This window comes from Azospirillum agricola (genome assembly GCF_017876095.1).
GTDB classification, from domain to species: domain Bacteria; phylum Pseudomonadota; class Alphaproteobacteria; order Azospirillales; family Azospirillaceae; genus Azospirillum; species Azospirillum agricola.
In genome coordinates this window covers 277535-301804 of the sequence record NZ_JAGINM010000008.1, presented here as the reverse complement: position 1 = coordinate 301804, position 24270 = coordinate 277535, and the positions used below count along the sequence as shown (strand labels likewise).

Annotated in this window: 29 protein-coding genes; 1 reads left to right on the top strand and 28 read right to left on the bottom strand. The window is 66.5% G+C overall.

Annotation, left to right across the window (positions count from 1 at the left end; translation table 11 throughout):
• Positions 1-171: 171 nt before the first annotated feature.
• From J2847_RS14715 to J2847_RS34940, 24 genes are all read right to left on the bottom strand, one after another.
• Positions 172-366 carry a hypothetical protein gene (locus tag J2847_RS14715; protein WP_209779671.1) on the bottom strand — a complete coding sequence of 65 codons (195 nt, stop codon included), beginning with the start codon at positions 364-366 and terminating at the stop codon, positions 172-174.
• Positions 367-416: 50 nt separating this feature from the next.
• Positions 417-848 (bottom strand): hypothetical protein, encoded by a 432-nt coding sequence (locus J2847_RS14710; protein WP_209779670.1) that lies wholly within the window; start codon positions 846-848, stop codon positions 417-419.
• Positions 849-904: 56 nt separating this feature from the next.
• Positions 905-2161: a phage major capsid protein gene (locus tag J2847_RS14705; protein ID WP_209779669.1), complete on the bottom strand. Its 1257-nt coding sequence runs from the start codon at positions 2159-2161 to the stop codon at positions 905-907.
• A gap of 11 nt (positions 2162-2172) precedes the next feature.
• Positions 2173-3102, bottom strand: a complete 930-nt coding sequence (locus J2847_RS14700) for a head maturation protease, ClpP-related (RefSeq protein ID WP_233474524.1) — start codon at positions 3100-3102, stop codon at positions 2173-2175.
• Between the two features lie 2 nt (positions 3103-3104).
• The gene (locus tag J2847_RS14695; protein ID WP_209779668.1) at positions 3105-4496 is read right to left on the bottom strand and encodes a phage portal protein; all 1392 of its coding nucleotides are present in this window, start codon (positions 4494-4496) and stop codon (positions 3105-3107) included.
• A gap of 10 nt (positions 4497-4506) precedes the next feature.
• Entirely contained in the window at positions 4507-6324 is a 1818-nt protein-coding gene (locus J2847_RS14690; RefSeq protein ID WP_211114726.1) for a terminase large subunit, read from the bottom strand.
• On the bottom strand, positions 6275-6598 hold the full coding sequence (locus J2847_RS14685; protein WP_209779666.1) for a hypothetical protein: 324 nt from the start codon (positions 6596-6598) through the stop codon (positions 6275-6277). Before J2847_RS14685 ends, J2847_RS14690 begins: the two co-directional genes overlap by 50 nt.
• Positions 6599-6812: 214 nt before the next feature.
• Positions 6813-7136, bottom strand: coding sequence for an HNH endonuclease (locus tag J2847_RS14680; protein WP_209779665.1), 324 nt, complete (start codon positions 7134-7136; stop codon positions 6813-6815).
• A 6-nt stretch (positions 7137-7142) separates the two neighbouring features.
• Positions 7143-7487: a hypothetical protein gene (locus tag J2847_RS14675; RefSeq protein WP_209779664.1), complete on the bottom strand. Its 345-nt coding sequence runs from the start codon at positions 7485-7487 to the stop codon at positions 7143-7145.
• An 8-nt stretch (positions 7488-7495) separates the two neighbouring features.
• Positions 7496-7753, bottom strand: a complete 258-nt coding sequence (locus J2847_RS14670; RefSeq protein WP_209779663.1) for a hypothetical protein — start codon at positions 7751-7753, stop codon at positions 7496-7498.
• 2 nt (positions 7754-7755) lie between these two features.
• Positions 7756-8079, bottom strand: coding sequence for a hypothetical protein (locus J2847_RS14665; RefSeq protein WP_209779662.1), 324 nt, complete (start codon positions 8077-8079; stop codon positions 7756-7758).
• Positions 8080-8445: 366 nt separating this feature from the next.
• On the bottom strand, positions 8446-9480 hold the full coding sequence (locus J2847_RS14660) for a hypothetical protein (RefSeq protein WP_209779661.1): 1035 nt from the start codon (positions 9478-9480) through the stop codon (positions 8446-8448).
• Positions 9477-10394, bottom strand: a complete 918-nt coding sequence (locus J2847_RS14655) for a toprim domain-containing protein (protein WP_209779660.1) — start codon at positions 10392-10394, stop codon at positions 9477-9479. The genes J2847_RS14660 and J2847_RS14655 overlap by 4 nt, the downstream gene beginning before the upstream one ends.
• Entirely contained in the window at positions 10391-10765 is a 375-nt protein-coding gene (locus J2847_RS14650; protein WP_209779659.1) for a hypothetical protein, read from the bottom strand. The genes J2847_RS14655 and J2847_RS14650 overlap by 4 nt, the downstream gene beginning before the upstream one ends.
• Positions 10752-12275 (bottom strand): DEAD/DEAH box helicase, encoded by a 1524-nt coding sequence (locus J2847_RS14645; RefSeq protein WP_209779658.1) that lies wholly within the window; start codon positions 12273-12275, stop codon positions 10752-10754. Before J2847_RS14645 ends, J2847_RS14650 begins: the two co-directional genes overlap by 14 nt.
• Complete coding sequence (locus J2847_RS14640; protein ID WP_209779657.1) at positions 12272-12916, bottom strand: hypothetical protein; 645 nt, start codon at positions 12914-12916, stop codon at positions 12272-12274. The genes J2847_RS14645 and J2847_RS14640 overlap by 4 nt, the downstream gene beginning before the upstream one ends.
• 148 nt (positions 12917-13064) lie before the next feature.
• Positions 13065-13637: an MT-A70 family methyltransferase gene (locus J2847_RS14635; protein ID WP_209779656.1), complete on the bottom strand. Its 573-nt coding sequence runs from the start codon at positions 13635-13637 to the stop codon at positions 13065-13067.
• A complete protein-coding gene (locus J2847_RS14630; protein ID WP_209779655.1) occupies positions 13634-14527 on the bottom strand; it encodes a hypothetical protein in 894 nt (297 codons plus the stop codon). Before J2847_RS14630 ends, J2847_RS14635 begins: the two co-directional genes overlap by 4 nt.
• Complete coding sequence (locus J2847_RS14625) at positions 14524-15402, bottom strand: DUF6551 family protein (RefSeq protein WP_209779654.1); 879 nt, start codon at positions 15400-15402, stop codon at positions 14524-14526. Before J2847_RS14625 ends, J2847_RS14630 begins: the two co-directional genes overlap by 4 nt.
• Positions 15399-15602, bottom strand: coding sequence for a hypothetical protein (locus J2847_RS14620; RefSeq protein WP_209779653.1), 204 nt, complete (start codon positions 15600-15602; stop codon positions 15399-15401). The genes J2847_RS14625 and J2847_RS14620 overlap by 4 nt, the downstream gene beginning before the upstream one ends.
• Positions 15599-16408, bottom strand: a complete 810-nt coding sequence (locus J2847_RS14615) for a hypothetical protein (protein ID WP_209779652.1) — start codon at positions 16406-16408, stop codon at positions 15599-15601. Before J2847_RS14615 ends, J2847_RS14620 begins: the two co-directional genes overlap by 4 nt.
• Positions 16405-16677 (bottom strand): hypothetical protein, encoded by a 273-nt coding sequence (locus J2847_RS14610; RefSeq protein WP_209779651.1) that lies wholly within the window; start codon positions 16675-16677, stop codon positions 16405-16407. Before J2847_RS14610 ends, J2847_RS14615 begins: the two co-directional genes overlap by 4 nt.
• Before the next feature lie 4 nt (positions 16678-16681).
• Positions 16682-17671, bottom strand: a complete 990-nt coding sequence (locus J2847_RS14605; RefSeq protein WP_209779650.1) for an antA/AntB antirepressor family protein — start codon at positions 17669-17671, stop codon at positions 16682-16684.
• Positions 17672-17792: 121 nt separating this feature from the next.
• Entirely contained in the window at positions 17793-18044 is a 252-nt protein-coding gene (locus J2847_RS34940; protein WP_209779649.1) for a helix-turn-helix transcriptional regulator, read from the bottom strand.
• Between the two features lie 399 nt (positions 18045-18443).
• On the opposite strand from J2847_RS34940, the gene J2847_RS14595 reads away from it, so the two are divergent.
• Positions 18444-19268 (top strand): polysaccharide deacetylase family protein, encoded by an 825-nt coding sequence (locus J2847_RS14595; protein ID WP_209779648.1) that lies wholly within the window; start codon positions 18444-18446, stop codon positions 19266-19268.
• 127 nt (positions 19269-19395) lie between these two features.
• On the opposite strand, the gene pelF is transcribed toward J2847_RS14595, so the two are convergent.
• From pelF to J2847_RS14575, 4 genes are all read right to left on the bottom strand, one after another.
• Positions 19396-20970, bottom strand: coding sequence for a GT4 family glycosyltransferase PelF (pelF, locus tag J2847_RS14590; protein WP_209779647.1), 1575 nt, complete (start codon positions 20968-20970; stop codon positions 19396-19398).
• Positions 20967-22100, bottom strand: a complete 1134-nt coding sequence (locus tag J2847_RS14585; protein WP_209779646.1) for a hypothetical protein — start codon at positions 22098-22100, stop codon at positions 20967-20969. The genes pelF and J2847_RS14585 overlap by 4 nt, the downstream gene beginning before the upstream one ends.
• 85 nt (positions 22101-22185) lie before the next feature.
• The gene (locus tag J2847_RS14580; RefSeq protein WP_209779645.1) at positions 22186-23568 is read right to left on the bottom strand and encodes a GAF domain-containing protein; all 1383 of its coding nucleotides are present in this window, start codon (positions 23566-23568) and stop codon (positions 22186-22188) included.
• A gap of 37 nt (positions 23569-23605) precedes the next feature.
• The gene (locus tag J2847_RS14575) at positions 23606-24190 is read right to left on the bottom strand and encodes a CsgG/HfaB family protein (protein WP_325169414.1); all 585 of its coding nucleotides are present in this window, start codon (positions 24188-24190) and stop codon (positions 23606-23608) included.
• Between the last annotated feature and the right edge of the window lie 80 nt (positions 24191-24270).

The following is a 24270-nucleotide window of genomic DNA, read 5'->3' as shown; positions in this document are numbered from 1 at the left end:
CGCTCCCTTGATGGCGACCGCCCCAATCACCACCACGATCAGGAGGGCGATGGGGACTGCCCAGCCCAGCCGCGGGGCGTCGCCGGTCAGGCAGATGGGCGGGGGTGGAGGTGGGCCTCGGGGGCGAGAGGGACCGCCGAGGCAGCCAGGGGGCGGCCTGGACGGCACGGATCAGCTCTCGGCGGCGGGCTTGGCAGCGGGGCGCCCGCCCGTCTTGGCGGCTTCCTTGTCGGGCGGGCCGATGAAGCCCTCGCCCTCCAGGCCGGCGACCAGATCGGCGCGGATATCGACAACCGCGTCCTTCTCCAGAAGGCGGGAGGTCACGCCGTCTTCCGAGTAGCGAAAGGACTTCAGGATCTTGTGCATGCTGTCCTCGTGGGGTTGAGGAGGCGCTTGCCACGCCCCCTCGGTCAGGGTCAGGCCGGCGGGTTCGCGGTCGGCGCGTTCTTCGGGTGGCCGAGCAGCCAGACACCGGCGACGAAGGCGTTGCCGGAGTTGCTGGCCGGCGTCACGGTCACGCGCGCATAGCGCTTGCCGCCGACGTAGCCGATCTTGCGCACCTTGTTGTCGTCGGCGAACGTGAAGCCCGCCTGCGCCTCGGTGCCGAGCAGGAAGGTGTCGGCGACCGCGGCAGCGTCGGACAGGTTGGCCGCGCTGCCGTCCTCCACCAGCACGGTGAAGGTCGCGTCGACATCGGCCAGGGCGCCGGTGAGGATGACGAACTCGACCGACTCGAACCCCTTGGTATCGACAATCGCGGACACGAAGGCGGTGTTGTCGGCGACGGCGGCGGCCGGCGCGATACCGGTGACGACGTGGATGTTGTTGTGCAGGTCGCGGGAAGCCATGAACGGTTCTCCTTGGGAAGGGGCGGCCCGCCGACCAGGGCGAGCCGCTGCGATGGTCAGGCCGCCGCGCACTTCAGCTTGCGGATGGCCTCGGCCAGCACGATCTGACCGCCGGTGCGACGCCGGAACAGGAAGCGAATGTTGCCGTTGGTTGCCTGGGTGTAGGGATCGCGCAGCATCTGCATCGTGATGCGGTCGGCCATCGTGTAGGCGCGCTTGAAGTCGCCATAGGCCACCGGGAAGGCGCCGGCCGCCTCGATCGGCATGTTCGGCACCTCCATGTAGGGATCGCCGTCGATGCTATTCGGCTTGCCCTGGGCGATGCCCGGCATCCACAGATACTGGCCGGTGCTGTCCTTCAGCTTCCGGATGGAGCCCAGCGTCGTCCGGTTCAGGATGAAGGTGGCGTTGCGGGCATAGGCGGTCTTGATGTCGTGCTTCAGGGTCAGCAGGCCGTCGGCCGTCACCGCGGTGGCGGCGCCGCTGACGGTCTCCCCAACCTTGTCGTTGACGAGAACGCCCTCCATCTCACCGACCCCGGAGCCGAAGACGAATTCGGAGCCCTCCAGCACGGCGAACTGCTCGGTGGCCTCGTCGCGGATCTCGGCCTCCAGATCGAAGGCCGAGTCTTCGAGGTTCTGTTGGCTGATGTCGATCAGCGCATACATCTCGGGCGCGTTGATCTCGACCGAGCCGTAGCGCAGCCCGTCCGTCTCGGACCGGTTGCCCTGATCCACGACGCGGCGGGCGGTCGCCTGCCCGGTGCGCTTGGGCTGCATGTAGGCTTTGCCGGCGATCGGTCGGACGCGCACGAGCGAACGCGGTGCGCTGATCTCGGTCACGCCCTTGATGATCTCGCGCACGAACTCCACCGGAGCCAGATAGCCGCCGGTGTTGTCGCCGCTGACCCCGAGGGAGTCGTAATACGCCTTTGCCGAGGCGAGGGCTTTCCGCTGGTTCTCCGGCAGGTTCGCCTCGCCCAACGAGTAGGCGCTGATGACGCCGCGCGCCCAGTTGTTCACGGCCTCCTTGCGCTTGGTCGGGTCGTCCACCCCGCCCAGCGAGGCCCGGTTCATGGTGGCCTCGATGCGATCCATCTGCTCCTGCACTTCCTCGACCGCCTTGGCCGACTTCTCGGCGGCGGTCAGGCGCTGGTTCAGCCCTTCGGCGGTGTCCATCACCTTGTTCAGGCGGGTCAGCTTGTCATCGAGCAGCGTGTCGCGCCGCTTCTCGTTGGCCTCGTTCGTGTCCTTGAACTCGGTCCAGGCGTTCATCAGGTCGTCAACGACCTTGTCGACGGTCTTATCGGCCATGGTGGCAATCCTCAGCGTGAAAGGGTTTTCAGGGTGTTGGTCAGGCGCGCGAGCGCCGCGACGTCGGCAGCCTGTCCGTCCTCATCGCGAGGGGCCGGCGGGGGCTGGTGCTGGTCATCGTCGCGATGACCAGGCGTGAAGGCCCGAGCCAGCGCGGCGACGCGCCGGGCTTGGGCATGCGAGAAGCCTTCTCCGTCGCGGAGGAGGCGCTCGAACTCTCGGATCGCCGGGGCGCCGCTGGACGCCTCCGGCAGGAGGTCTTTCGGGGTGCGCTGGAACAGGGGCAGCATCGCCGACCGGGCGTGTGCCGCCTTCTTGTCCTTGCCTTTGCCCTTGGCCGGCACGACCGTGTCGGCGAAGCCGGCGTCCTTCGCCTCGGCGGCGCTGAACCACGTCTCGGCCCCGACCCAATCGACCAGGGCTTGCCGCTCTTGGCCGGTGCGGGCGGCGTAGATGTCGATGATGCCGGACTCCAGCTTGTCCAGGATCTCGCCTTCCTTGCGCATCGCCACGGCGTCCCCGATCGCGAACGACCAGGGCTTGTGGATCATGACGTTGGCGCCCTCGACGATGCGGATCTCGTCGCCGGCCATGGCGATGACCGACGCGATGCTGGCTGCGATGCCGTCGATGTGGATCACGACGTTCGCCTTGTGGCGGGCCAGAGCCTGATAGATCGCCACGCCGTCGAACACGACCCCGCCGGGGCTGTTCAGCCGGACGTTGATGGTGTCGACGTCCAGGGCGCCGATCTCCTTGGCGAACTCCTCGGCCTGGATGCCGTCCCACCAGCCGCCGATGTCACCGTAGATGTAGACTTCGGCCTCGCTCGCAGCCTCGTCCGCGGCGACGCGGACATGCCCCGGTCCGAGCGCCACCGGGGCGCGGTTCATCGCTCGCCCGGCCGTCAGCAGGGCGGCGTCGATCAACGGTTTCGGCATGGTCAGTCCTCTTGCTGGCCGTCCAGCTTGTCCAGGACGGTGTTCAGGTTGTCGGAGGCGCCGCGGATCAGGCGTTCGTTCTCGCCGGACAGCACCCGGCCGGCGTTCTGGCGAGGCGGCCAGCCGGGTGGCGGCTCGCCGTCATCGTCGTCCCCGCCCTCGCCGGGCTTGCTGGCGGCCTCCAGCGAGCCGTCCTCGCGCACCCGAGCGAAGTTGGCCGGGATGTAGTGCTGGTCCCCGCCCTCGAACCCGTCCATGTCCTCAAGGCCGAGGATCTGGTTCGGCGTGATGCCGGCGACCTGGAACATTTTGGCGTAGAACTCCGCCCGGTCCTTCGCCGCGCCGCGCAGCAGTTCCGTGTCGAAGAACTTGAAATACAGGCCCTGGCTGCGCTCCTCGGGGGTCAGCAGGTCACAGGTCAGTGTCGTCCCGAACCGGCGGTGCCAGGGGCGGATGGTGTGGACGTTGTGGGCCAGGAACATCTGCTCCGACGAGGCGTAGGTCGCCGTCTTGTCGGCGATCCCGACCACGGCCGGCAGAACGCCCCACTGCCGGCAAATCAGCATGTCCTGATACTGCCGGGTCGCCAGATGCTCGGCGTCGGCCCCCGACATGCCGAACGGGACGAACTTCCCGTTGCTGCCCAGGATGAGGGGCTTTCCGCTGTTCTTCCCGCCCGCGTAATGGGCCTTGATCCAGTTGGTGAGCCGCTTGTGCTCCTTGTCGTCAAGCGCCCCCTCGATGCTGTAGACGCCGGTCGTCTGCACCCCATTGCCGAAGCGCTTCGCGTGGGCGTCCTGCGCGGCGTCGGCGAGCCCGATCACCTCCCGCGCCAAGTCCACCATGTTCAACCCGGCCCGGCCGTTCCAGCTCGGCCCCCGGATGTGCAGGATCCGGTCGTTCGGCACCTCTTCGCCGTTCACCCGGTAGAGCGGCGAGCGGTCATGGGAGTCGGAGCGCTTCTCGACCAAGACCTCGCCGGCCTCGAAGGTGAACATCTCGCGGACCCGGCCGCGCCCGACCTTGTTGATGTAGGCGAAGCCGCCACCTTGGAACGCCGCATGCAGCATCAGCGTCTCGCGGAACTGCTGCGTGTTCATCCAGCCGCAGGGCTTGTACTGCATCAGATCGTAGAGCGGGTGGTCGACGGCCTCCGTTCGCTTGCCGGTGACCGGGTCCTTGCGCATCAGCTTGCACGGCACCGTCGACACGCCATCCGAGATCAGAAGCCCGCACCGCAGAGAGGTCGGCGTCTCCAGCGCCTTGCGGGAGGTCACGTAGACACCGGCCGCTGTCGCTCCGCCCGTCACGTCGTCCCAGATCGCGCCGCTGAGCTCCACCGCCGCCTGTGGCGGGGGCTGAAGGCGCGAGGCGATCCAATTCCAGATTCCCATGCGCCGTCCCCTATTCCTCGTCGTCTTCGTCGATGTCGTCGCCCTGGACGTCGTCCGGGTCGTCGAACTCCTCCGTGTCCCACACGGAGCGAGGTTTGGCCGGCTGGGCGGCGGTGCTCGGCTTGAGCGCGTTCACCACGGCGTCGATGCCGTCGATCTTGTTCGGCGACATCTCGCCCTCCTTCTTCGGCAGGATCGTCCCGTCCACGCGCCGGCTGACGACGGCGTTGGACGCCATCCAATTCAGCACCGGGTTGTCGTCGTGCCGCAGCTTGGTCGGCCCGGCCTTCACACGCGCTTCCAGCTCCTTCGCCGGGTCGGTGACGTTGTGGGCGTTCTTGTGCAGCACCTCGGCGAACACCTCGGCGCCGTCGTTCAGCCGGCTCGCCATCGCCAGCGCCGCGGCGAACTGGTCGAAGATCGCCTTGCGGGCGCCGTACCGGCTGCGCCACTCACGGACCTTCTTCTCCACCTCGTTGTGGTCGACCCAATCGCCGGGCGTGAGGATCAGGTGCCCCTGCTTCGCCCAGGTCCGGTACGGCGCCGGCCCCTTGCCCTCGGCGTGGTCCGGGTGGAGCAGCACCGCCTCCGGCAGCCAGAACTGCGGCTTGATCAGCAGGCGCCCCAGCTTGTCGAAGGCGATCAGCGCGAGCGCGGTGATGTCGTCCTTATCGGCAAGGTCGCCGCCGATCCAGCACTCCAGCCCGTCGAAGTCCTTCCAGTCGAGCGTCGGGTCGGCGCACGCGCTCCACTGCGCCATGTTCAGCCACGCCGAGGCGGCGTTCAGCCAGATGTTCAGACGCTTGGTCTTGAACTCGCCCTCGCTGGCGGGGCTGGCCTTCGCCTCCTTCGAGTAGCGCCGCATGCTGTCCAGCGTCGGGGTGACGCCCAGCATCGGGTTCGCCTTGATCCACACCCGTTCGTCGAAGGGGTCGTCGCCCTCGTCCAGGGTGAAGATGATGCCGAAGTAGTGGTCGGCCTCGAAGACCCCCTCCAGCACCTTGGTGACGAAGGTCCGCTGCTCGTAGCAGACGCCGGCCATGTTGTAGCCGGCGGTGGTGATCGCCCAGATCATCGGGTTCTTGCGGGCGCCGTCCGCCGAGCGGACAACGTCGTAGAGCGCCCGGTCCTTGTGGGCGTGCAGCTCGTCCAGGATGCCGACGTGCGGGTTGTGGCCGTCCTGCGTCGAGCCCTTGGCGTTGATGGTCTGGATGTAGCCGTCGCTGTCCGAGCAGGTGATCGACCGCGCCCAGGGCGTCACCCCATAGGCTTCTTGCAGGGCCGGCGTCCGCTCGACCATTTTCTTGGCCGGGTTGAAGACCTTCCGGGCCTGCTCGCCGGTCGTGGCGCCGATGATGATCTGGGGCCCGACCTCGCCCTCGCAGCACAGGCAGTACAGCGCGACGCCGGCCGTCAGCGTCGATTTCGCCCCCTTGCGGGCCATCTCGATGTAGGCGTTCGAGAAGCGCCGGAGACCGTCCGCCTTCCGCCGCCAGCCGAAGATCACCGCCAGGATGAAGATCTGCGCCGGCTCCAGGGTGATCGTGCTGCTGTGCCAGGAGCCTTCGACGTGCGGCAGCTTCTCGATGAAGTCGCACACGTCGTTGGCGTGCCAGGGCACCCAGCGATAATCCCAGCCCTTCCGCTTCTTGTCGTCCAGGTGCCGCTTGCAGGCCAGCCGGACCCATTTGCAGGCCACCACCCGGCCGGTCTGGACATCACGGGCGTAGCGATCGGCGATGCCGGCGTAGTCGCGGGCGTGGCCGGTGTCCGACTCCTCAGCGGCGGACGCCGTTGCGCGCGAACGGATTTGTCGTTTTGCCGCCATCGCCACCCACCTTCAGCCGGCTCTTACGGCCGAAAATCCCGAACTGCTCGGCCATCTTCCTGGCTTCCATGATGTGCGCGGCCGGCGGGACCGAACCGGCCCGCCACGCCTCGGCCATGGCGCCGACGATGTTGCAGTAGGTCGCGAACATCGTGCTGTCCTTCTCGGTCGCCAGCCGGTCGGGCGTCACCCGGCCGATGTCGTCGATCCAGACTTCCTCGCCCGCGGCCGTCAGCCAGTCCGGTTTCGACGGCAGCGCGTCGGGCTCGATCATCTCCACCCTGCCCGCATCGCGGCACGGCTGGAGGGTGCCGCGCGCCGCCTTCGTCGAAGGCAGCTCGGGCTTGGGTCCTCGCTTCATCGGCGGCTCGCAATTTCTGAGGGGGTCGAAAATTTAAATCGCATGCGCAGAAATTTGACCCCACACCGGTTCCTCGGCCCACCCCCGGCAGAGATTCGACCGCCCCCTGGGGCCCCCCCTGTTCGGCTCAGCCCCGGTCCCGTCCGAACGCCTGATCCCGTGCGGTCCGCGCGCTGTGGTGGCGGTGGCACATCGAGCGCAGGTTCGACCACACCAGCCGCAGGTCCGGGCGCTTCCGGATGCTCTCCTCGTGGTCCACGTCCGTGGCGCGCTCCCCACATCCGGTGACGCAGCACAGCGGGTTGGCCTTCAGAAACCGCGCCCTGAGCTTCCGCCAGTCGGCGTCATAGCCTCGGCTGGAGGCGGAGCCCCGCGCCTTGTCGTGCTCCTTGCGCCGCTGCTGTGGAGGCTTCCAGCCCGGCGGGCGGAAGGTGGGCGGGCGGCTCGGCATGGGCGGTCACTTCCTCTTCCACGGGGTGCTCGCGGCATCGAGCGCCTTCGCCGTGTCCAGCACGATCCGCAGTTCCCGCTCCACCACGTCGAGCAGCGGGTTCACCTCGGCCTGGTCCTTGCGCTTCACCAGCGGCCCCACCGAGCCGAGCTTCGTCTGGGCATCCTCCAGCCGGGCAACGGCGAGGCTGTGCGCTGTGAGGATCGGCAGGTTCAGCGGCGTCAGCCGGGAGCCGAGCGTCTCGACCATCTCGGCCCACACGGCACGAGCCCGCCCGTTCGCTTCCACGGCGGCGGGAACGGGAACCGGCTTGGCCGGGGCTGTGGCTTGGCGCGTGGTGCGTTCCGCCATGGCCTGCGCTACCACGCACCAGCCGAAGCGCCACAGGCGGCTGTCGGGGCAACGTCGGGGCTGACAGCCGCGTTCCCGTTCGCCACCGTGGCCGGGGCTGGCACCACCACCGCAACGCCGTCCAACGCCCCCACCGCAAGGTGGCCGTCGGGGATGCGCGCCAGCGGCTGGGCGAGGCGTTCGGTAGCCCGCAGGTAGCCCGCACGCTGCGCCGCGCATTCGATCCAGGCGATGGTTCCGGTGAGGGCGCGATCCCATTCCGCCATGGTCAGGCGGCCTGCTTGATGGTGGCCAGGGCCGCATTGACCATGACACGCATCTCCGCAACGGCGCCGCGCACCTCCGAGACGATCAACTCGTTCTGTTGAGCCATGGCGGCGATACTGGCCGCAGTTTCCACCTGGGCTTGGGCTGTGCTCTTCAATGCCTCGACAACGATCTGTGCATCAGGGCCGGGCTGGGGCCGGCGGGACCATATCCAGAGCCCCACCACACCGCCGATCACCAGTAGCGCCGTGATCTGCGCAGCCGGCGACAGGATGGCGATGCGGGCGAGCGTATCGCCGACGTCGGGGAGCGGGAGGGTGTCCATCGTGGCGAGGCTCCAAAACGACGAAACCCGCCACGGCAGGACCGGGCGGGCGGGAGGTGGCAGGTGTATCAGGACGATGTATGCTCAAGGCGCTTGCGGCCTCGACAACCGGGAAACCGCCGGTCCGGTTCGGTGGACGGGAAGCCGTCGACCGTCACGGGGAGAGTGGCGTACCCCCAGGCTGCAAGCACCGTGACCATAGCATCCGCTACCCTGGAAAATGGAAAGCCGCCACGGCAGGCCGGGCGGGTTACAGTGCAGGTGCGAATACGAAAAGACCCCGCTCCGTGAATACGAGGCGGGGTCATCATCATCGGCGCGTCAACTCAACGCACCATAGCACATTATTCGAGATGTCCTATTCGGTCAAGCCGTCTTCTCACCATCAGCACGAAGTTGCGCCTTCGCCAAGTCGTAGATCTCGCTGAAGCTGTCGGCCACCGCAACCCATGGTCTGCCGTTCAGGCTGATGGTCCGGACGATGACCTTGACCCCGCCGTCCTGATCGGGGCCGTCCCGGTCCTCCAGATACAGCACTTCCCGTGGGATGCCGTCATGAAAGACCCGGCCCACGATCGCATCGTTGTCGAGGCTGTACACATCGCCGATCCGGTCCAATCCGATCCGGAGCGCCGTCTTGTAGCGCCGCAGAACCGACCGGGCGTTGCTACCGGCCACCTCGGTCAAGGGACGGTCGTGGGCACACACCCCCTCGATCACTGACCACGGCGAAACCCTCTCGAAAGGCGGCTCCCGACGCACAGCATCGCACGCTGCATCGACGCGGCGGGCCGCCGCCACCGCGAAGTCCTCCCACGACCGGCCGGTATCGGGATCGACGGTCGCGGTCGGAGGCGCATCGTCCTCTCTCGGCTCCTTCGCGCCGGTCATGATCTTCAGGTCTTGCGACAGGCGGTCGCCGGCCTCGAACTGGCGCATCGTCAGCAGGTTGCGCTGGTTCAGGGTGCCGAGCGCCGACAGGGCGCGGGAGCGGGTCTGCCCGGCCCGCATCGTGCCCTCCACGATCACCGCGTCGCCCCGGTCCCGACGGAGACGTTCCGGCGTGACCATGCCGACGCGGACGACCTGGTCGGCCTGTCGATGCCGCTCCGCCTGCTTCCGGGAGCGAGCCCGTTCGAGCAGGATCTCGCCCACCAACTCGGTCACATCCTCCAGCCCGGTCCCGCCGTCGGTCTCCCGGAAATGTTGGCGGAGCATCTTGCCGTTCCCGAGCTCAAGCTCGGCCGTCCAGACGTCGGGCAGATCGGTACGGCGGCGGGCCTGCGCTTCGACGGTCATCGTCACCGGCCGAACCAACAGCCCGGTCGGAATGCTCACAGCGTTGGCGGTCACGGTTTGTTCCTTTGTGGCGTTGGTGGAAGCGTCGTTGAACAAGGTCATGCCGCCCTCGCCGACGATGTGAGTTCGTCATTCCAGTCGTGGCCTTCGGTGGCTGGGATAAAGACCTTCGCCGTAACGCGCTTCCCGTGGACCGCTTTCGCCAACCGGTGCGCGGCGGCCTGCCCGGTGAAGTTCCTATCATGGTCACCGAACACCATCAGTGTGGTCACACCCTCCGGCGGGTGGAATGCCTCCAGGCTGCCGGCCGTCAGCGCCGCCCACACCGGGACGCCGAACAGAAGGTGGGCGGAGAGGGCCGTCTCGATCCCCTCGGCGATGCCCAGCGTCTCCTCCGGCGGAAACAGACGGACGGTGGAGCCGAGCGGGAACGGCCCCTTCATGAGCTTGCGGGGGCATTCCATGTCCGCCTTGCGCCCGTCGTCGGTCAGGAAGGTCCGATGCACGTTCACGGGCCTCCCGTCGGGCGCCGTGACCTTGGCAAGCATTCCTCGGCAGGATGGGGTGGAGGATGTCCGGAGGCACGACGGGACGGCCTCCAGGGCGATCCCACGGCCCCGCAGGTACAGGTCCGTCCGGTCTCCCCGCCTCACCCCCACGGCGCCCCTCCACAGGGCGTTCATGCCGGCGCGTAGGGCCTCTGCGTCGGCTTCCTTGGCCGGCTCGACGGTCGCCTCCCCGAGCACCTCCTCGATGCGGCGCGCCGCCTCCCGGAAGTCGATGCCGAAGACCTTCATGACCAGATCAATCCCGGTGCCCTTGCCACACTGGTTGCATATCCAGGCGCCCACCCCCTGGTGATCGGTGAAGCGGAACCGGTCAGTCCCTTCTCCGCACAGGGGGCACGGGCCATGCTTGCCGGTCAGGGCCGACGAGGGGATGCCGAGCTGGGAGAGGATCGAGCGCCAGCGTCCGAGCGCCCGATCCCGAAGCGGAATGTTGGAGAACGCGCTCATGCTGCGCGCCTCCCTTCCTGCCACGTCGGCGGCTGGCCGATCCGGGGGCGGATGTGGATCCGTGCGATGTTCCCGGCCGGCATCCTGACCGCCACATGGTCCATGCTCACGGATACGATCTCCCGGCCGTCGAGACGCGGGATCAGTTCCTTGACGTCGGCTGGCTCCCAGCCGAACGACACGAACCGGGCGACATGCCCAGCGATGAGCCGGTGAGCGTCACCCACGATGACCGCCCATCGCTCCGGCAAGTAGGCCCCCGGCTTATTGGCGGTCGCGAGGCGGGCCAAACTCTCGGCCCACGCACGCGGCAACCCTGCTTCGAATTCCATCATCGCGGCGCGCTCCTCGAAATCGTCACTGTCCGCCATGGGCAACCCCGCCCTGCTGCTTTCGGTCTTTCTCAAATCTCTTCGCGCGCCGTATCAAGTCAGCCTTGAGCCAGCACTTGACCTCCCAAGACACTGTTCTATCCGGAACATCATAATAACGGTTAGGCCACGAACCAACTGTGTCTTTGTATTTTCGTGACGCCCATCCTTCCTTGTATCTTCTCTCTTTTCCGTATCTTCTGAGCATACCATAAAAATCGGCGTTGTGTATCCACACTCCTCCAATTTGGACATGCCCGAGAGGACCCGTCGCTTTAGTTCCCGTTCCGCGAACAACCTCACACAGATCCCCATCTTCACTTTCGACACCCTCCGGAATTCCTTCGGGGACAAATCCGCAGTTGGGGCATTCCTTCACCTTTGGTGGGCGCAGGAACGTACATTTTGGGCATTCCTTGGGAAGAGGCGGCTTCCGCTTCTGGGATACCTTCGGCCTGCCGTCATCCAAGGTGTCATGGTGGATGTCCGTGATAAACCCGTGCCGCTTGTGGTTATCGGCATGATCCAGGATGATCAGGTCTTCCTTTCCCGGCGCTGTGCGAAGACCTCTCCCATAAATCTGCGTGATCAGGATTTCACTTTTCGTCGGCCGGGCGTCGATGATGCACCGAACATCCCAATCCGTACCGGTGGTGAGGCAGCTCACGTTGGAAACGATCCGGTATTCTCCGTTGTGGAACTTGTCCCTAACCACCTTCCGCTCATCGGCGGTGGTGTAGGCGTCGACATAGCCACAGGGCTCCCCCACCGCCTCAAACTGCGCCTGAATGTGTCTGGCGTGCGCACGGTCCACTCCGAAGGCCAGCGTCGGCCGCCCTTCGCCCATACGGAGCCACGTCGAGACGATGTCACCGACGAGCGTGGCCTTGTTCATCGCCTTCTCAAGCTGCCCCTTCTGGAAGTCACCGCCGACCGTCTTGACGCCCGTCAGGTCCGGGTGGGCCGGGGCGAAAACACGGAAGGGGGACAGCCGACCAGCAGCGATCATATCCTTGGTGGTCGCGCACACGATCAGGTCGGTGTAGTGCTTGCCCAACCCTGGCGACCACGGGGTGGCCGAGAGGCCGACCACCACCACGTCGCGCATCTCCTCCGCCTTGAGGGACTCCAGGAACGAATGGAACTGGACGTGGCATTCGTCCACGAGCACGACTTGAACGTCCGGCCAGTCCCGCCGGATGAGGGACTGAACGGAGGCAACCTGAACCGGCTTCGACGGGTCCGTGAGCGGGTGGTCGGCCTGGATCACCCCCACGTCGTGAATGCCGTCTGAGGCGAAACTCTCGACCGTCTGGTCGATGAGCGACAGGCTCGGCACGACGAACATCACCCGGTTGCCCTTCGCAAGGGCGCGGAGGATGATCTCGGCAGCCAGACGGGTCTTGCCGGCACCGGTCGGCAACTGGACCACGATCCGCCGTGAGCCCTCCCGAGCCTTAGCCAGGAGACGGGCCAGGGCCTCCGCCTGATGGGGGAAAAGGTGCCTCAATGCACACCTCCCCTGGCCGTCAGACCGCGATCATCGCCCCCCACATCCTCCCTGGTTAGGAAAGGTTCGTGTTCGTGTTCGTGTTCGTGGGTTCCTGAGTTTCGTTCTACGGTATGGCATACGGTTTGGCATACCGTATCACTACGAACCGGGGATACCGTATCGCATACCGTTTCGGATACCGTTTCCCTGACTTGTCGGGATACCGTATCCCGCAACTCAAGAAGCCGTATCACATACCCTTCCGGGAATTTGTCGGCATGCAAGGAAACCCCATCCACCAGCCCGAACCACACGGCGGTGCCGACGGGAACCGCCTCGATCAAGGGGATCATCGACTTGCCAACCTTGGTGTTCGCAGGGCGGTTATCGCGCAGGAAATTGATGATCAGCGTCCAGTTGGTGACGTGGCAGCGGACGATGATGGCCGCCTTCTCCAACTCGCCAAGCGCCGCCGTCGCTTCCTCGTGCGAGAGCGACAAATCGTCCATCAGGTACGCCACCGGCAGCCGGAAGCAGCCGGTGGAGTTCGTGTGCGGACTTGTTTGGAGGAAGGCGGCGAGGAGCGTTGCATTGCGGGACAGACGCAAGTCCTTCGCGTCAGCCCAGAACGTGTTTCGGATCGTGCCATAGGTGCGCATCAGGCACCTCCCGCCGCGTGGCGCGCGGAAGGCCGTTTCGGGGGCAAACACGGTACTTCGCGCACGGAGGCCGGCAACGCCGTTGAAAGAGGGGCCATGCGTCGCTGGGGCTGCGTCGGCAGCCGTGTCATGGCGTCGAGGTGTTTGATCATGCCACCGCCTCGAATTTCTCGGTTTCGTTGCCCCACACGTCCCAGCCGTTGCGAGGTGCGCGGGCGAACAGCTCGCACTTCCGGCGTTCGGGATAGGCCGACTCAAGATCAGCGTGCAGGCGGGGCGGTTTGCGGCTGTGCTCGCGGCGGGGCGCGATGATGCTGTTCGGAAGGGCGAGGCCCCGCCAGCGGCCAGGCGATCCCCTGGTGCCGATCAGCCACGGTTCGGAACTGGAGCGCCAGTAGTAGCCGGTGCCGATGGCCGGGGCTCCCTCGGCCGTCAGCTTCGCCCAACTGCCCATCGTGCTGTAGCTGAAGCCCCAGGCACGCAGCACCTCCAGGGACAGCGGCAGAAACGGCGCTGTCGTCCACATGACCAGCATGCAGTCACGCGCTGCCAACTGGCCGACGGGCAACGCACGGATGTCGTCGAGCGTCATGGTATCGTATGGGCACGCCTTGCCGTTCAGCGCTCCCCAGGTTTTGAATTTCCAGGGCGGATCGGCCAGGATCACGCCATACGCACCGGGGGTCAGGTTGCCGAAGGGCCAGGAGGAAGACGGATTCATGCCGCACCTCCTGCCGCTACGGTCGACCTGCCGGGCCACGGCGGAACGTAGCCGGCGGACACCGCAACGGCCTCCAGCGTGGCGCAGGCGCTCTCCATGCAGTGCGTCGGCACCTCACCATCGCCCGTGCCGACAGGGCCGCGCGCCAACCGCAGCTTGACCAGCGCCCCGGCCATGGTCGTGATGGGCGTGTCGGCGATGCGGACTTCGAGATCCGAGAGCCGCTGGTAGACCGGCTGCCACACCGCGTCCGGCTCGCTGTCCGGGATCGCCTCATACTCCTGGTCGAGGGCGTGGTGCTGGCGCTCCAGGCTCAGCAGGAGCGCCACCTCGTCGGCAGACGGACCCGCGGACGCACCGGGGCCGAAGCCCATCAGCGCGGACAGGCGCAGGAGTTCCTGATGCGTGGCGAGCATGGCGTCCGCGTCGGCGCAGGCCGAGAGAAGGACATCCCTGTCCACCCCGCTCAGGTCCGAGCCCTCCGCCATCATCTGCTTCACGACGGAGAGCTTGGCGTGCAGGGAAACAGCCGTTCCGCTCCGGTCGGCCGCCATGGCTGCCGCAGCCCGGTCCATCGCCTTCGCGGCGGCGTCGCGCTGGTCGACCAATTCGGTCAGGCCGGCGGCGTCGAGAGCCTTGTCGCGCTGGTCGAGTTGCCTCTGGAGGCGCGCCTTCAGCCGGGTCTTGGTGGCCGATGACAGGCGCCAGGCGTCGTCGATTTCGCGCTCGCTGGTGATGCACCAGCCGCGCCGACCGTAGACGATGCCGGGGAGCGGGATCGAGTCGGCGACCTCGCCGTACCGTTGATCCGCTGCGGCCCAGAGACGGTTGAAGTCGGCTTGCGCGGCTTCCCATTCCGCCCGCAAGTCGGTGATGGAGGACGCGCTCATGCCGCCCTCGCAACCGGCCGGAGCCGCTTCCCAGGGGTGAGTCCGTGGTCATAAGCAGCCATCAGCGCGCGGACCATGCCGGCGTCGGTGGTGCCGCCCTCCAGCCGCTTGACCTGCCGGGCCGCGTCGAGAAGATCCTCGCAATCCTTCGGCGCGATGGCAGCGACAAGCCGCTCCCGGTCGATCCGGTCGCCGTGCTCCACGAACAGGGTCGTCATCGCCTGGATGATCTGTCCCCGGAGTTGGTTCGGCGCGTCGACGTAGGCTTCCGCCAGCGTCGAGAGGGCCTTGTGGACAGGACCCTCCCCGTGCTTGGCGATGAGCTTGCGGATCGTGGAGACGGCCATCGTCGTCCGGGGCGGAAGCTCTCGGCTGCCGTTTGACAGGTGGAAGGCGATGGTGACGCCGGCCCGCTCGCACAGGGCCTTGACCTGGACGGCGTCGCCTTCCTCGGCGGCCAGTTGCGCCTTGAACAGTTGCATCGTCGTCATGCCGTTGCGGTCGCCGTTGATCCCGACGAAAGCGGCGGCCTGCGCCCGAACGTCAGGAGCGTCGATCACCCAAGCGGGGACCTCCGCCACCGACGGGTGGAGGATCGCTGCGGCGGCCCGGTGCTGGCCGTCGACCACGGCGAACTTACCAGCCTCCCAATCCAGGGGGGTGACGGTGATCGGCGTGAACTTCGGCCACCAGAACTCTTCGGTGATCTTCCTGACCAGCCGGCGGGATTTGGCGCTGCTCATGGCCCGCTGATACAGCCAGTCCACATACAGCCATTCGATAGGCATCCACAGGAATTCAGGCCGTTCCCCCAGGTTGGGAGAGGGCTTCAGCCCCTTCATGGTCATGCTGATGACGGGGAACAGGGTGGTCATTTGCCGCCCCCGTTCTTCTGGATTTCGGCGCGGAGGGCCTTCATCTCGTCGGCAAGGTCGTCCATGGCGTCGATCAGCTTCCAAGCCGTTCGCTGGCGCTCAACGGCGGCTGCGGACGGGGCGCGGATGGCGGCAATGACCAGCATGCCGACGAAGAAGCCGGCGCCACCAGCGAGCCAAGGCAGGAGTTCGGGGCTCATGCGGGCTCTCCCTGGTCGGCGTCGTGCACGAGTCGGAGATGTGGTTCCGGAGCGGGGGCGGCAGGTTCAACGGGTGTGAACGTGAAGCCGAAGATGCTTTGGAGTGCCCCATTAAGCCGGCATCGTGTCACCGGGTTGTCCATCAGCAGGCGGATGGTCCAGACGTGGAAGTCCGGGAACAGCCATTGCGCATAATCGAGAGCAACCTCATGGGATGCCCGCCACTCGCCATCCTCCGTCTTCCAGACACCCTTGCGCTGCTTCTTGGTGACGGCATCCGAGAGGACTTTCCCCCGGATGTGGTGCCAGTGACCGGGCGCCCGTCCGCGCGGGCTGCCGGCGCAGCGGTGAAGGCGGGTCAGGCTCTCGAATGTGGCGATATCTCCACCCTTGCCGTCCTCACCCAGCTCATCACAGGCCATCTCGTCCAAGATGATGCCGATGTGCTCCGCCACCGTGTCGCAGCCGGGGACGTCCAGCGCCTCCAGATTGGCGACCATGAAATCGGTGGACAGCGTGGGGATGCACCCGAGTTCATCGGTTATGATGAACTGCGTGTGGATCGGAGGCACGCCCATCTTGCGATATTCGGCATGCAGTTCCTTGACGAGACGGCCAAGCTCTTCCGGGGACAACTTGCCCCCGGACAGCATGTTCAGGTAGTCGACCGTCGGGACGCACAGGCCGCCCGTCGGAATGCCCGGGATGAAGGCGCGCAGCGTGGCACTATCGCGCCCCGGCAGGTTCAGAACTCCAGCGGAGCGGGAAACCAGTGTCCGAGGGCCGGACATGGGAGAGACGTTCATCGGGCGGCCTCCCACACCGAGCAGTGCAGGACGAGGCGCTTGTCAGCCGGCAGGGCGCCGCGGTCGCATACGAACACGGTGCGGAAGGCGTTGGGAGCGACCTGGACGCGCTGTGGCTCGTTGAAAGCACAGGTGATACAGGCGCGCGACTCGGGCGCGTGGGCGCAATTGTCGGCGTGCCGCTGCATCTCGATCCGACTGGAGCCGGTCTTGCGACAGGTCGGGCACCGATAGCGGGTGGTGGTGAAATGGGTGACGGGAGCGGCCATGGTTTTAGCCCTCCCCTTGAGTGACGTTCATCGCGGACAGCAGTTCGTCCACGATGCCATACCTCCACCGGAGCACGTTGACCGTGCCGCCGTGCTCGCCAGCCTTTTCCGCCGTCTCCCACTTCGCGAAGGGCTCACCCTTGGCCGTCGAGTGCCAGGGCGTTGTCGTCGTGGCGCCCTTCGTCTGGAAGCCTTGCTGTTTCAGGAGAGCGTTGACCGCCCGGCCGGACAGGGCCGACTGGCCGGTGCGGAGCCCGATCTCGACGCCGATCTCCGTCGGGCCGAGTTCCTTCGGGTGGTCAGTCGGCGGGAGTGCCGGGGGCTGCTCGATCACACAAGGCGCTGCCTCATGGACCGGGAGCAGGGGCTCTCCCAGCAAGGCGCCGCTCAGCCGGTTGAAGGCGGTCCGCCTGTCGGCCTCGGTCATCGAAGGGAACGCCGCCATCATGCGTTCCGGAAAGCTGGTCAGTTCGCGCAGCATCGGGCCGGTGAGGCGGGAGCGGGCGGTACGCTCGCGGCGTCGGACAACCTGCCGGGCCGCGTCCACGATCCGGTGGGTGTTCTCCTCCACCCAGATGAAGTAGCTGCGGACCAGCTTGCCGACTTCGCCACCTTCCATCATGGCGATCTGCTTCGCCGCGTGGAGAGACAGGCGGTAAGCCTTGGACCGGCGGTCGCCACCTTGCCCAGTTTGGTTCGCCCGATCTGGCGAACCAATCTCGTAGTCCTTCCCTTCCACCAGTCCGCACTCTTTGATGCGACCCTTGACCCAGTTCGTGTGGTCGCGACCGACCTTCAGGCCGGCATGCAGGGTTCGGTGATCGGCAACGCAGAGCTGGAGCACGCCGCCGATGTATTCTTCGGTAGCGACGCAGAGGGAAGCGATTTCCTGAAACCGCTCCGGGACCGCCATAATGTTGCCACTATGTTCCGAATCCAGTCCGGTTGAGGTATGGACGCGTGGGGGCTTCCCCGCCATATTGGGGGTGCTCATGCTTTAATCTCCTGAGGGGAGTTTGGGTGTGGGCTTTGCTTAGGCTGCCGTTGGCGCGGCGGTCTCAGCGTCGGTGGTGGAGCAGATCAACGTTGGCGCGTTGGCTCCACCATCACGACGCTTATGCAGCGACATTGATGCTACCTCCTACCAGTCCGGCCTCGCTACGCTTGGCGACTCTCGTAGCGATCCACTCATCAATCTCTGACTCCACCCAGCCGACAGATCGCGCTCCGATCTTAACCCGGCGCGGAAACTCACCTTTCGCCTCCAGCCTCCGAAGATGGTACTGGCAGTATCCAATCCGGCTCTTGACTTCAGGGAAGCGGATAATCCGAAGGCTTTCAGTGCTGGCCTTCACGTTCTTGGACATGAGAACCCTCGCAAAAGTTTCGCTAAGTGTCGGTGCGTTCCCTTGCAAACAGATACCTGCCATCAGCGGGACCGGCAAGGGAAGGAAAGTTCCATCTTACTAGGCTTAGTGCTTGAGGGCGGCCTATCACACCATGGGAGCCCACTCACCCTGTCAACAGTGCAATCCTATTGTGTGTTTTATTAAGTGGCAGAAAGTTCTGTTGGGTTGCCCCTTCTCCCCTCTCGCGCCTCTCTGGGCCTATCGTTGCCTTCATGTTCCCTCATGCCACGAACATAGCGCCGCCTTTTCGGTCGTGGCAAGCAGTTTCCGGTTTCCGTTTTACGAAAACCAGAGTATGTTCCTTCTTGTGCGATTGCGTTCGCTCCCGTGCGGGATCGTGTCCGAGGTGAGGGAAACATGATATCGGTACAAGAAGCCGTGCAAGAAATGACGGATATTTTTAAGGTTCCGAACGCTAGAGCAAAGGCCATAGCGCGAAGACTTATTGATGATGAGGTGCTTCCAAAAAGCTCCGGCAGTAGGATTGCGAAAATTACTACGAACCAATTCGTGAAGCTTATTTTCGCATGCCTTTGCGCAGACAAAGTTAATGACGCAACACGCGTGGCTGAAAAATACTACAACCTTCCTTCTGCCGATCAATCTGAAGAGGGCGATGATGGGCTCAATACTGAAAAATCAACCGCAGGTCAATATTTCGCCAGAGTCTTTGATCTACACATTGATCGGGAGATAAGACGAAGAACAGAAGCTATTGATTACGCTGGATGGGAGCTTCTAGGAAGCATAAATATCTGCACGAATATGTTTGAGATCGCCTTTCGATACGTTACGCAAGCGCACGAAGACGCTGGAGTTCTAGATCCTCTTCTAACATATGGGGAGAAAAATATAAGTGAAAGGCAGTATGATTATTATGCGCCAAAGTCAATAATTAGCATCTCATCGATGTCCTTGGGTTTCTGCGCTACACGATGGGTTAAACTGCTTGATGACTACGGCGCCACCGAGGAATCGACCAGCGACGCCGAGCCTGTTGCAAAAACCTCACCTAACGAAGCGTCAAGCATCTGGACATTCACCGGAAAGGTTGAGCCCGAAATAAGCAGGGCCGCAATGGAGCGCCTTATCGATCACATCAAGGCGCCTGATGATGCCTACGTCCGCACTATTGGCAAGCACAAACGCACTTATCCGACGAAGCCACCGCGCAAACTGTGATATCGCGCCAAGCACGTTACCCAATTGTTACCCGAAAGATGCACGATATAGCATATTTTTGCAGATGGAGACCGCCTCCATCCCATAATAGCATGATATATAACTGATATTTCAGAAGTGGTGCCATCTATTGTAACGGGTCAAACAGGGTAGGCCGGTCGGGCATGGCGATGTGCTCGTCGTAGATGGCTCGGTAGATGCGGTCGATCTCGACCTTGTCGTAGTAGCGGGCGACGCGCCGGGCGATGGCCTCGCCGCAGCGCTCCCGCCAGGGCCGGTCGAGCAGCAGGGCGCGCAGTTCCCGCGCCGTCTCCAGCGGGCTGGCCAGCGGCGTGACCGCCCCGCCCGGCCCGAGCGGCGGCACCTCGTCCGGCCGGCCGAGCAGCAGTTCGGAGCAGGAGCCGACGTCGGTCGCCACCGTCGGCACGCCCGACGCCCCGGCCTCCAGGATGACCAGCGGCTGCGCCTCGCTGACGCTGGTCAGCGCGATGGCGTCGATCCGGCCCAGCCAGTCGGTCAGCCTGACCCGGCCGGCGAAGATCACCGTGTCCTCCAGCCCGAGATGCCGGACGATGGTCCGGCATTCCTCGACATAGCCGGGATCCTCCTCCAGCGGGCCGAGGATCATCGCCTTCAGGTCGGGGATGTCCTCGCGCAGGATGCCGGCGGCGCGGATGTAGGTCTTCACGTCCTTGATCGGCACGACACGGCCGATCAGCGCGATGGTCGGCGGCCGGTCGGACGTGTCGCGCGCCACCGTGGAATAGCCGGCGTGGTCGATGCCGTTGGGCACCACCGTGAGCTTGGCGGGGTCGGCGCCCTGGCGGCGCTGGAACTCCTGGTTGCCGCCGTAGAGGGTGAAGATCCGGTCGCAGGCGTCGTAGCAGGCCTTGGAGTAGCTGGCGAAGGTGTCGAGCCAGAGGTCGCGCAGGTCGCGCTTCTTCCTGTCGAGCGCCAGCGAGGTGTCGGCCCCCTCGAACAGCCATTCGGCCATCAGGATCTCGATGCGGCGCTCGTTGGTGTAGATGCCGTGCTCGGTCAGCAGGGCGGGCCGGCCGGTCTCCAGCCTGGCGCGGGCGGCGAACAGCCCGGCGTAGCCGGTCGAGATGGCGTGGTAGACCTTGCAGCGGGGCATCGGCGCCAGCAGGGTGGCGAACAGCCCGCTCATCAGCGCGCGCGAGCCCCAGAAATACTCCAGGAAGGAGGCGTCGGGCAGTGCCGCCCGGCACATCCGCACCACCATGCGGAAGGACTCCTCGGAGTTCAGCAGCAGGCGCCGCCCCACCTTGCCCCGCTTGGAATCGAGCAGGCGGACGATCTCCGCCACCTCCTCCAGCCCGCCGCCCTGTTGCAGGCGGCGCAGCGGGGCCTCCAGCGCCGCCAGGAAGCGGCCGGTTCCCGCCATCCAGCGGCGGCCGGGGGCGGGATCCTGGAGATGGACATGGGTCACGCCGGTGACGTTGGGCGGCAGATCATAGGCCAGCTTGCGGGCGCTGCGGTCGGCGACCAGCGCCACGACGTGGAAGGTCAGGTCGGCGTGCGCCTTGATCAGGTCGTGCGTCCAGGTCGAGACGCCGCCGGCGACGTAGGGATAGGAGCCCTCCATCAGCAGGCAGACGTCGGCCGGCGGGGCGGCCGGCGCCTCGGGCGGCAGGGCCGGTTTGGCGGACGGTTTGGCGGAGGGCTTGGACAGAACGCTCATTTCCCCTCGCTCATCGCCGGCCCTGGCATGGCCGGTTGGACGGCCGCCGGACGGCCGGTGCGCCACAGGGCGAAGACGTCGCGCAGGGAATCGGGCAGCGCCGCCGCCTCGCCCAGCAGGTCGGCGCGGCGTTCGGCCAGCGCGCGCAGGTCGGCGTAGCGCCCCAGGCGGAACAGGCTCTCCGCGTACCAGAACAGGATGCGTGGATCGGCCGTGCGGCCGGCCAGCGGCTCCAGCCGTTCCGCCGCCTCGGCCGGCAGGCCGCAGCGCAGAAGCAGCCGGCCGAGGTCGTGCCGCAGATCGTCGTCGTCGGCCGCCAGCCCCAGGCCGTGGCGGTAGCCGGCGAGCGCCTTCTCGCGGATTTCCGCCTCGCGGTTGGCGTCGAGCAGACCGCAGAAGGCGTAGTCGTCGAGATGCCGGGCCAGCGCCGCGACGGTGCCGGCGTCGTCGGGATGCGAGCGGGCGGCGTGGTCGAGCGCCAGCCAGCGCTCGTTGAACTCGTGCTCGACCCGCGCCGTGGCGGTGGCGGCCTGGACGCGGACCGACGGGTCGGCGTCGGCCAGCCCGGCCTTGAGAGCCGGCGTGAAGGCCGGGCGGAAATGCCGGGCGACCAGGGCGATGACCGCCTGCTTCTGCTGCGGCGAGCCGACCGACATGACGTCGGTGAAGGACTCGCCCGCCGCCAGATGCGAGGTTTCGCGTCCCGAGACGATCAGCTCGTAGAGTTCGCGCGCCGGCTCGACCTCGCTCTCCGGGAACAGGGAGAGGTACCAGTCCTGGAAGCCGGTGGCGTAGCGCCGGAACAGCGCGTGCAGCGCGGCGGCCGCCAGCGTGAAGAGCGGCCCCAGCGGCCCCAGAACGGGCGTCGTGACCAGCATCAGCCCGGCCAGCCGCAGGTCCAGCCCCCGGCGCAGGCGCGACCGCACCCAGACGGCCAGCCCGCCGCAGACCGCCAGATGCAGCAGCAGGGCGGCGGGAAGCGCGTGGGGAATGACCGTCGCGGCGGCGGTCGCGAAGCCGGCCGTCTCGACGGCTGCGGCCAGCAGCCCGACCAGCGCGAGTTCGGCGGAGCCGCCTTCCGGCGCGCGCTCCAGCGGGGCATCGTCCGGGCCGGTGGCGATCGTCGTCATGGCCGGACCGCCCTGTCGATCCGGCATTCATGCCCCTCTCCCTTCCCTCTCCCGGAACGGGAGAGGGACAGGCTCAAGCCTCTCCTCATTCCCGCACCCCGACCTTGCGGGTGGTGAAGGCGATGGGGATCGCCGCCAGCGCCTCGGGCAGCGACTGGCGGACCGCGCGTTCCAGCTTGGCCTCCACCAGTCTGGCGCCCTCCAGCGGGGTGCCGGTCAGCACGACGCCGAAGGTGGCCCCCTGGTTGCCGAAGTCGCAGGCCAGATCGGTGTCGCGCAGGCTGTCGCGCACGGCGCGGCCGATCGCCGCCGCCAGATCGGCCCGCTGGCTGGAGGACAGGCGCGACAGGCCGGACGGCCGGATGGTGATGGTCGTCGTCTCGAACCCGATCCGGCGGCCGAGCAGCGCCAGGAACTCCGCCTGACGGCCGATGAAGCCCGACGAATAGAGCGCCTCGTCGGTGAAGACGCGCTGCTCGCTGGCGACGCGGTACTGGCGCGCCTTGGACAGCGCCGTGCCGATCCATTCGCAGAGGATGCGGAAATTCTCCACCGTGTTGACGCTGAGGTCGGTGAAGCCCAGGCTCTCGATCTTCACCATGCCGACCACCTCGCCGGTGTCGCCGCTGACCAGCGGCCCGGCCAGCACGCCCTCCCCGGCCAGGATGCGCTCGTCCTCCGGCGCCGTGACGCAGAGCTGGCGCTGGCGGCCGATCACGGTGGCGAACAGCGCGGACTGGTTGTCGAACCAGCGGGCGTAGCTGTCCCGCTCGTCGTCCCAGCCCTCGTTGGTGACGGACTCCAGCGTGTCGCCGTTCAGCAGGAACAGCGAGAACTTGTCCGGCTTCATCACCGTGCGGATCAGGTCGGCGACGCCCAGCATCACCTCGCCCTCGTCGAGCCGGTCGATGGATTTCGACGCCTGATAGAGCGTGAAGACGGTGCGGAGCTGACCGGCGACGCGGGTTTCCAGCCCCTCCTTGACCGACTTCAGCGCCCGGTGGGAGCGGGTGATCGCCTCCGCCTCCCGGCGCGCCAGGGCAAGCTCGGCGCGCAACTCCTCGCGCTCGCGGATCTGGCGCATGCGCAGCTCGCCGATCAGCACGCCGGCGACCAGCCAGAGGATCGGTTCGCGGGTCAGGGTGAAGAGATGCTGGTAGAGATCCTGGGCGATCGTCTGTTCCGGCAGGTTGCCCAGCCGCAGCGCCGCCGCCGCGACCAGCGCCGCCAGCACCCCCTCGTTCGTGCCGTACTGGATCGCCAGCAGCAGAACCGGGATCCAGAAGGGATGCGGCTGCACCCCCTCGAAGCGCAGACCCGAACCGAACGCCCAGTCCAGCCCCAGCGCGACGCCGAAGAACAGCGCCAGTTCGATCAGCGCGACGCGGCGGACGCCGAACAGGCGCCGCGGCGGCGGCGCGTCGTCCACGGCCGCGGCGGTCGGAGGCATTTCGGACGGGGCGCTCATCGACGGCTCCGTCAGCAAGGCGGCGGACAGGCGACGGTCATTGGGCGCCGCCGGCCGCGCGCAGGCTGTCCAGCATGCGGGAGACGACGCGCTGGGCGACGTTGTTCACGCTGTCGCGGCTGAAGTAGCCGCGCCCGGCCTCCGACTGGCTCGACGCCCACAGCACGGCGCCGTCGGCGCTGCGCACCAGCCGGGCGTTCAGCCCGACCACCGGTTCCTCGCGCAGGCCGTGCTGGTAGCCGTATTCCGACACGCTGCCGACCAGCACCGCGTCGACCCCCAGCGTCCGCCCGGCGGCCTGGGCCGAGCTGCTGTCCGACAGCTTCTCAACGTCCACCTTGGCGGCGACGAGCTGGTTGCGGACCCGGCTGGACTCCACCGGCCGGTAGAGCCCGAGGCCGTACAGCTCGGTCGAGACCAGATCGGCGGCGATCTGCCCGGCGCTCGGGTAGTTGGTCAGATTCTCGAAGGGCAGCACGGCGACCGTCGATCCGGCCGGCAGCGCCGCCCCCGGCTGCGCGAAGTCGCGGCTGGTGGTGCGGCCGGTGCCGCACCCCGCCAGCGCCAGGACGACCAGCGCCGAGGCCGCCATCAGCGCCAGCGGCTTTCCAAAAGATCCCACACCCCGCTCTCCTGTCGTCCGTCCCATGCTCGTCCCCCAATCCTGATCGCGATCACGAGTTCCCGCCCATCGCCGGGCCA

Excerpts from the sequence above, each read along its gene's own strand:
- J2847_RS14715 (WP_209779671.1), bottom strand. The coding sequence starts at position 366 with ATGCACAAGATCCTGAAGTCCTTTCGCTACTCGGAAGACGGCGTGACC.
- J2847_RS14710 (WP_209779670.1), bottom strand. The coding sequence starts at position 848 with ATGGCTTCCCGCGACCTGCACAACAACATCCACGTCGTCACCGGTATC.
- J2847_RS14705 (WP_209779669.1), bottom strand. The coding sequence starts at position 2,161 with ATGGCCGATAAGACCGTCGACAAGGTCGTTGACGACCTGATGAACGCC.
- J2847_RS14700 (WP_233474524.1), bottom strand. The coding sequence starts at position 3,102 with ATGCCGAAACCGTTGATCGACGCCGCCCTGCTGACGGCCGGGCGAGCG.
- J2847_RS14695 (WP_209779668.1), bottom strand. The coding sequence starts at position 4,496 with ATGGGAATCTGGAATTGGATCGCCTCGCGCCTTCAGCCCCCGCCACAG.
- J2847_RS14690 (WP_211114726.1), bottom strand. The coding sequence starts at position 6,324 with ATGGCGGCAAAACGACAAATCCGTTCGCGCGCAACGGCGTCCGCCGCT.
- J2847_RS14685 (WP_209779666.1), bottom strand. The coding sequence starts at position 6,598 with ATGATCGAGCCCGACGCGCTGCCGTCGAAACCGGACTGGCTGACGGCC.
- J2847_RS14680 (WP_209779665.1), bottom strand. The coding sequence starts at position 7,136 with ATGCCGAGCCGCCCGCCCACCTTCCGCCCGCCGGGCTGGAAGCCTCCA.
- J2847_RS14675 (WP_209779664.1), bottom strand. The coding sequence starts at position 7,487 with ATGGCGGAACGCACCACGCGCCAAGCCACAGCCCCGGCCAAGCCGGTT.
- J2847_RS14670 (WP_209779663.1), bottom strand. The coding sequence starts at position 7,753 with ATGGCGGAATGGGATCGCGCCCTCACCGGAACCATCGCCTGGATCGAA.
- J2847_RS14665 (WP_209779662.1), bottom strand. The coding sequence starts at position 8,079 with ATGGACACCCTCCCGCTCCCCGACGTCGGCGATACGCTCGCCCGCATC.
- J2847_RS14660 (WP_209779661.1), bottom strand. The coding sequence starts at position 9,480 with ATGACCTTGTTCAACGACGCTTCCACCAACGCCACAAAGGAACAAACC.
- J2847_RS14655 (WP_209779660.1), bottom strand. The coding sequence starts at position 10,394 with ATGAGCGCGTTCTCCAACATTCCGCTTCGGGATCGGGCGCTCGGACGC.
- J2847_RS14650 (WP_209779659.1), bottom strand. The coding sequence starts at position 10,765 with ATGGCGGACAGTGACGATTTCGAGGAGCGCGCCGCGATGATGGAATTC.
- J2847_RS14640 (WP_209779657.1), bottom strand. The coding sequence starts at position 12,916 with ATGCGCACCTATGGCACGATCCGAAACACGTTCTGGGCTGACGCGAAG.
- J2847_RS14635 (WP_209779656.1), bottom strand. The coding sequence starts at position 13,637 with ATGAATCCGTCTTCCTCCTGGCCCTTCGGCAACCTGACCCCCGGTGCG.
- J2847_RS14630 (WP_209779655.1), bottom strand. The coding sequence starts at position 14,527 with ATGAGCGCGTCCTCCATCACCGACTTGCGGGCGGAATGGGAAGCCGCG.
- J2847_RS14625 (WP_209779654.1), bottom strand. The coding sequence starts at position 15,402 with ATGACCACCCTGTTCCCCGTCATCAGCATGACCATGAAGGGGCTGAAG.
- J2847_RS14620 (WP_209779653.1), bottom strand. The coding sequence starts at position 15,602 with ATGAGCCCCGAACTCCTGCCTTGGCTCGCTGGTGGCGCCGGCTTCTTC.
- J2847_RS14615 (WP_209779652.1), bottom strand. The coding sequence starts at position 16,408 with ATGAACGTCTCTCCCATGTCCGGCCCTCGGACACTGGTTTCCCGCTCC.
- J2847_RS14610 (WP_209779651.1), bottom strand. The coding sequence starts at position 16,677 with ATGGCCGCTCCCGTCACCCATTTCACCACCACCCGCTATCGGTGCCCG.
- J2847_RS14605 (WP_209779650.1), bottom strand. The coding sequence starts at position 17,671 with ATGAGCACCCCCAATATGGCGGGGAAGCCCCCACGCGTCCATACCTCA.
- J2847_RS34940 (WP_209779649.1), bottom strand. The coding sequence starts at position 18,044 with ATGTCCAAGAACGTGAAGGCCAGCACTGAAAGCCTTCGGATTATCCGC.
- J2847_RS14595 (WP_209779648.1), top strand. The coding sequence starts at position 18,444 with ATGATATCGGTACAAGAAGCCGTGCAAGAAATGACGGATATTTTTAAG.
- pelF (WP_209779647.1), bottom strand. The coding sequence starts at position 20,970 with ATGAGCGTTCTGTCCAAGCCCTCCGCCAAACCGTCCGCCAAACCGGCC.
- J2847_RS14585 (WP_209779646.1), bottom strand. The coding sequence starts at position 22,100 with ATGACGACGATCGCCACCGGCCCGGACGATGCCCCGCTGGAGCGCGCG.
- J2847_RS14580 (WP_209779645.1), bottom strand. The coding sequence starts at position 23,568 with ATGAGCGCCCCGTCCGAAATGCCTCCGACCGCCGCGGCCGTGGACGAC.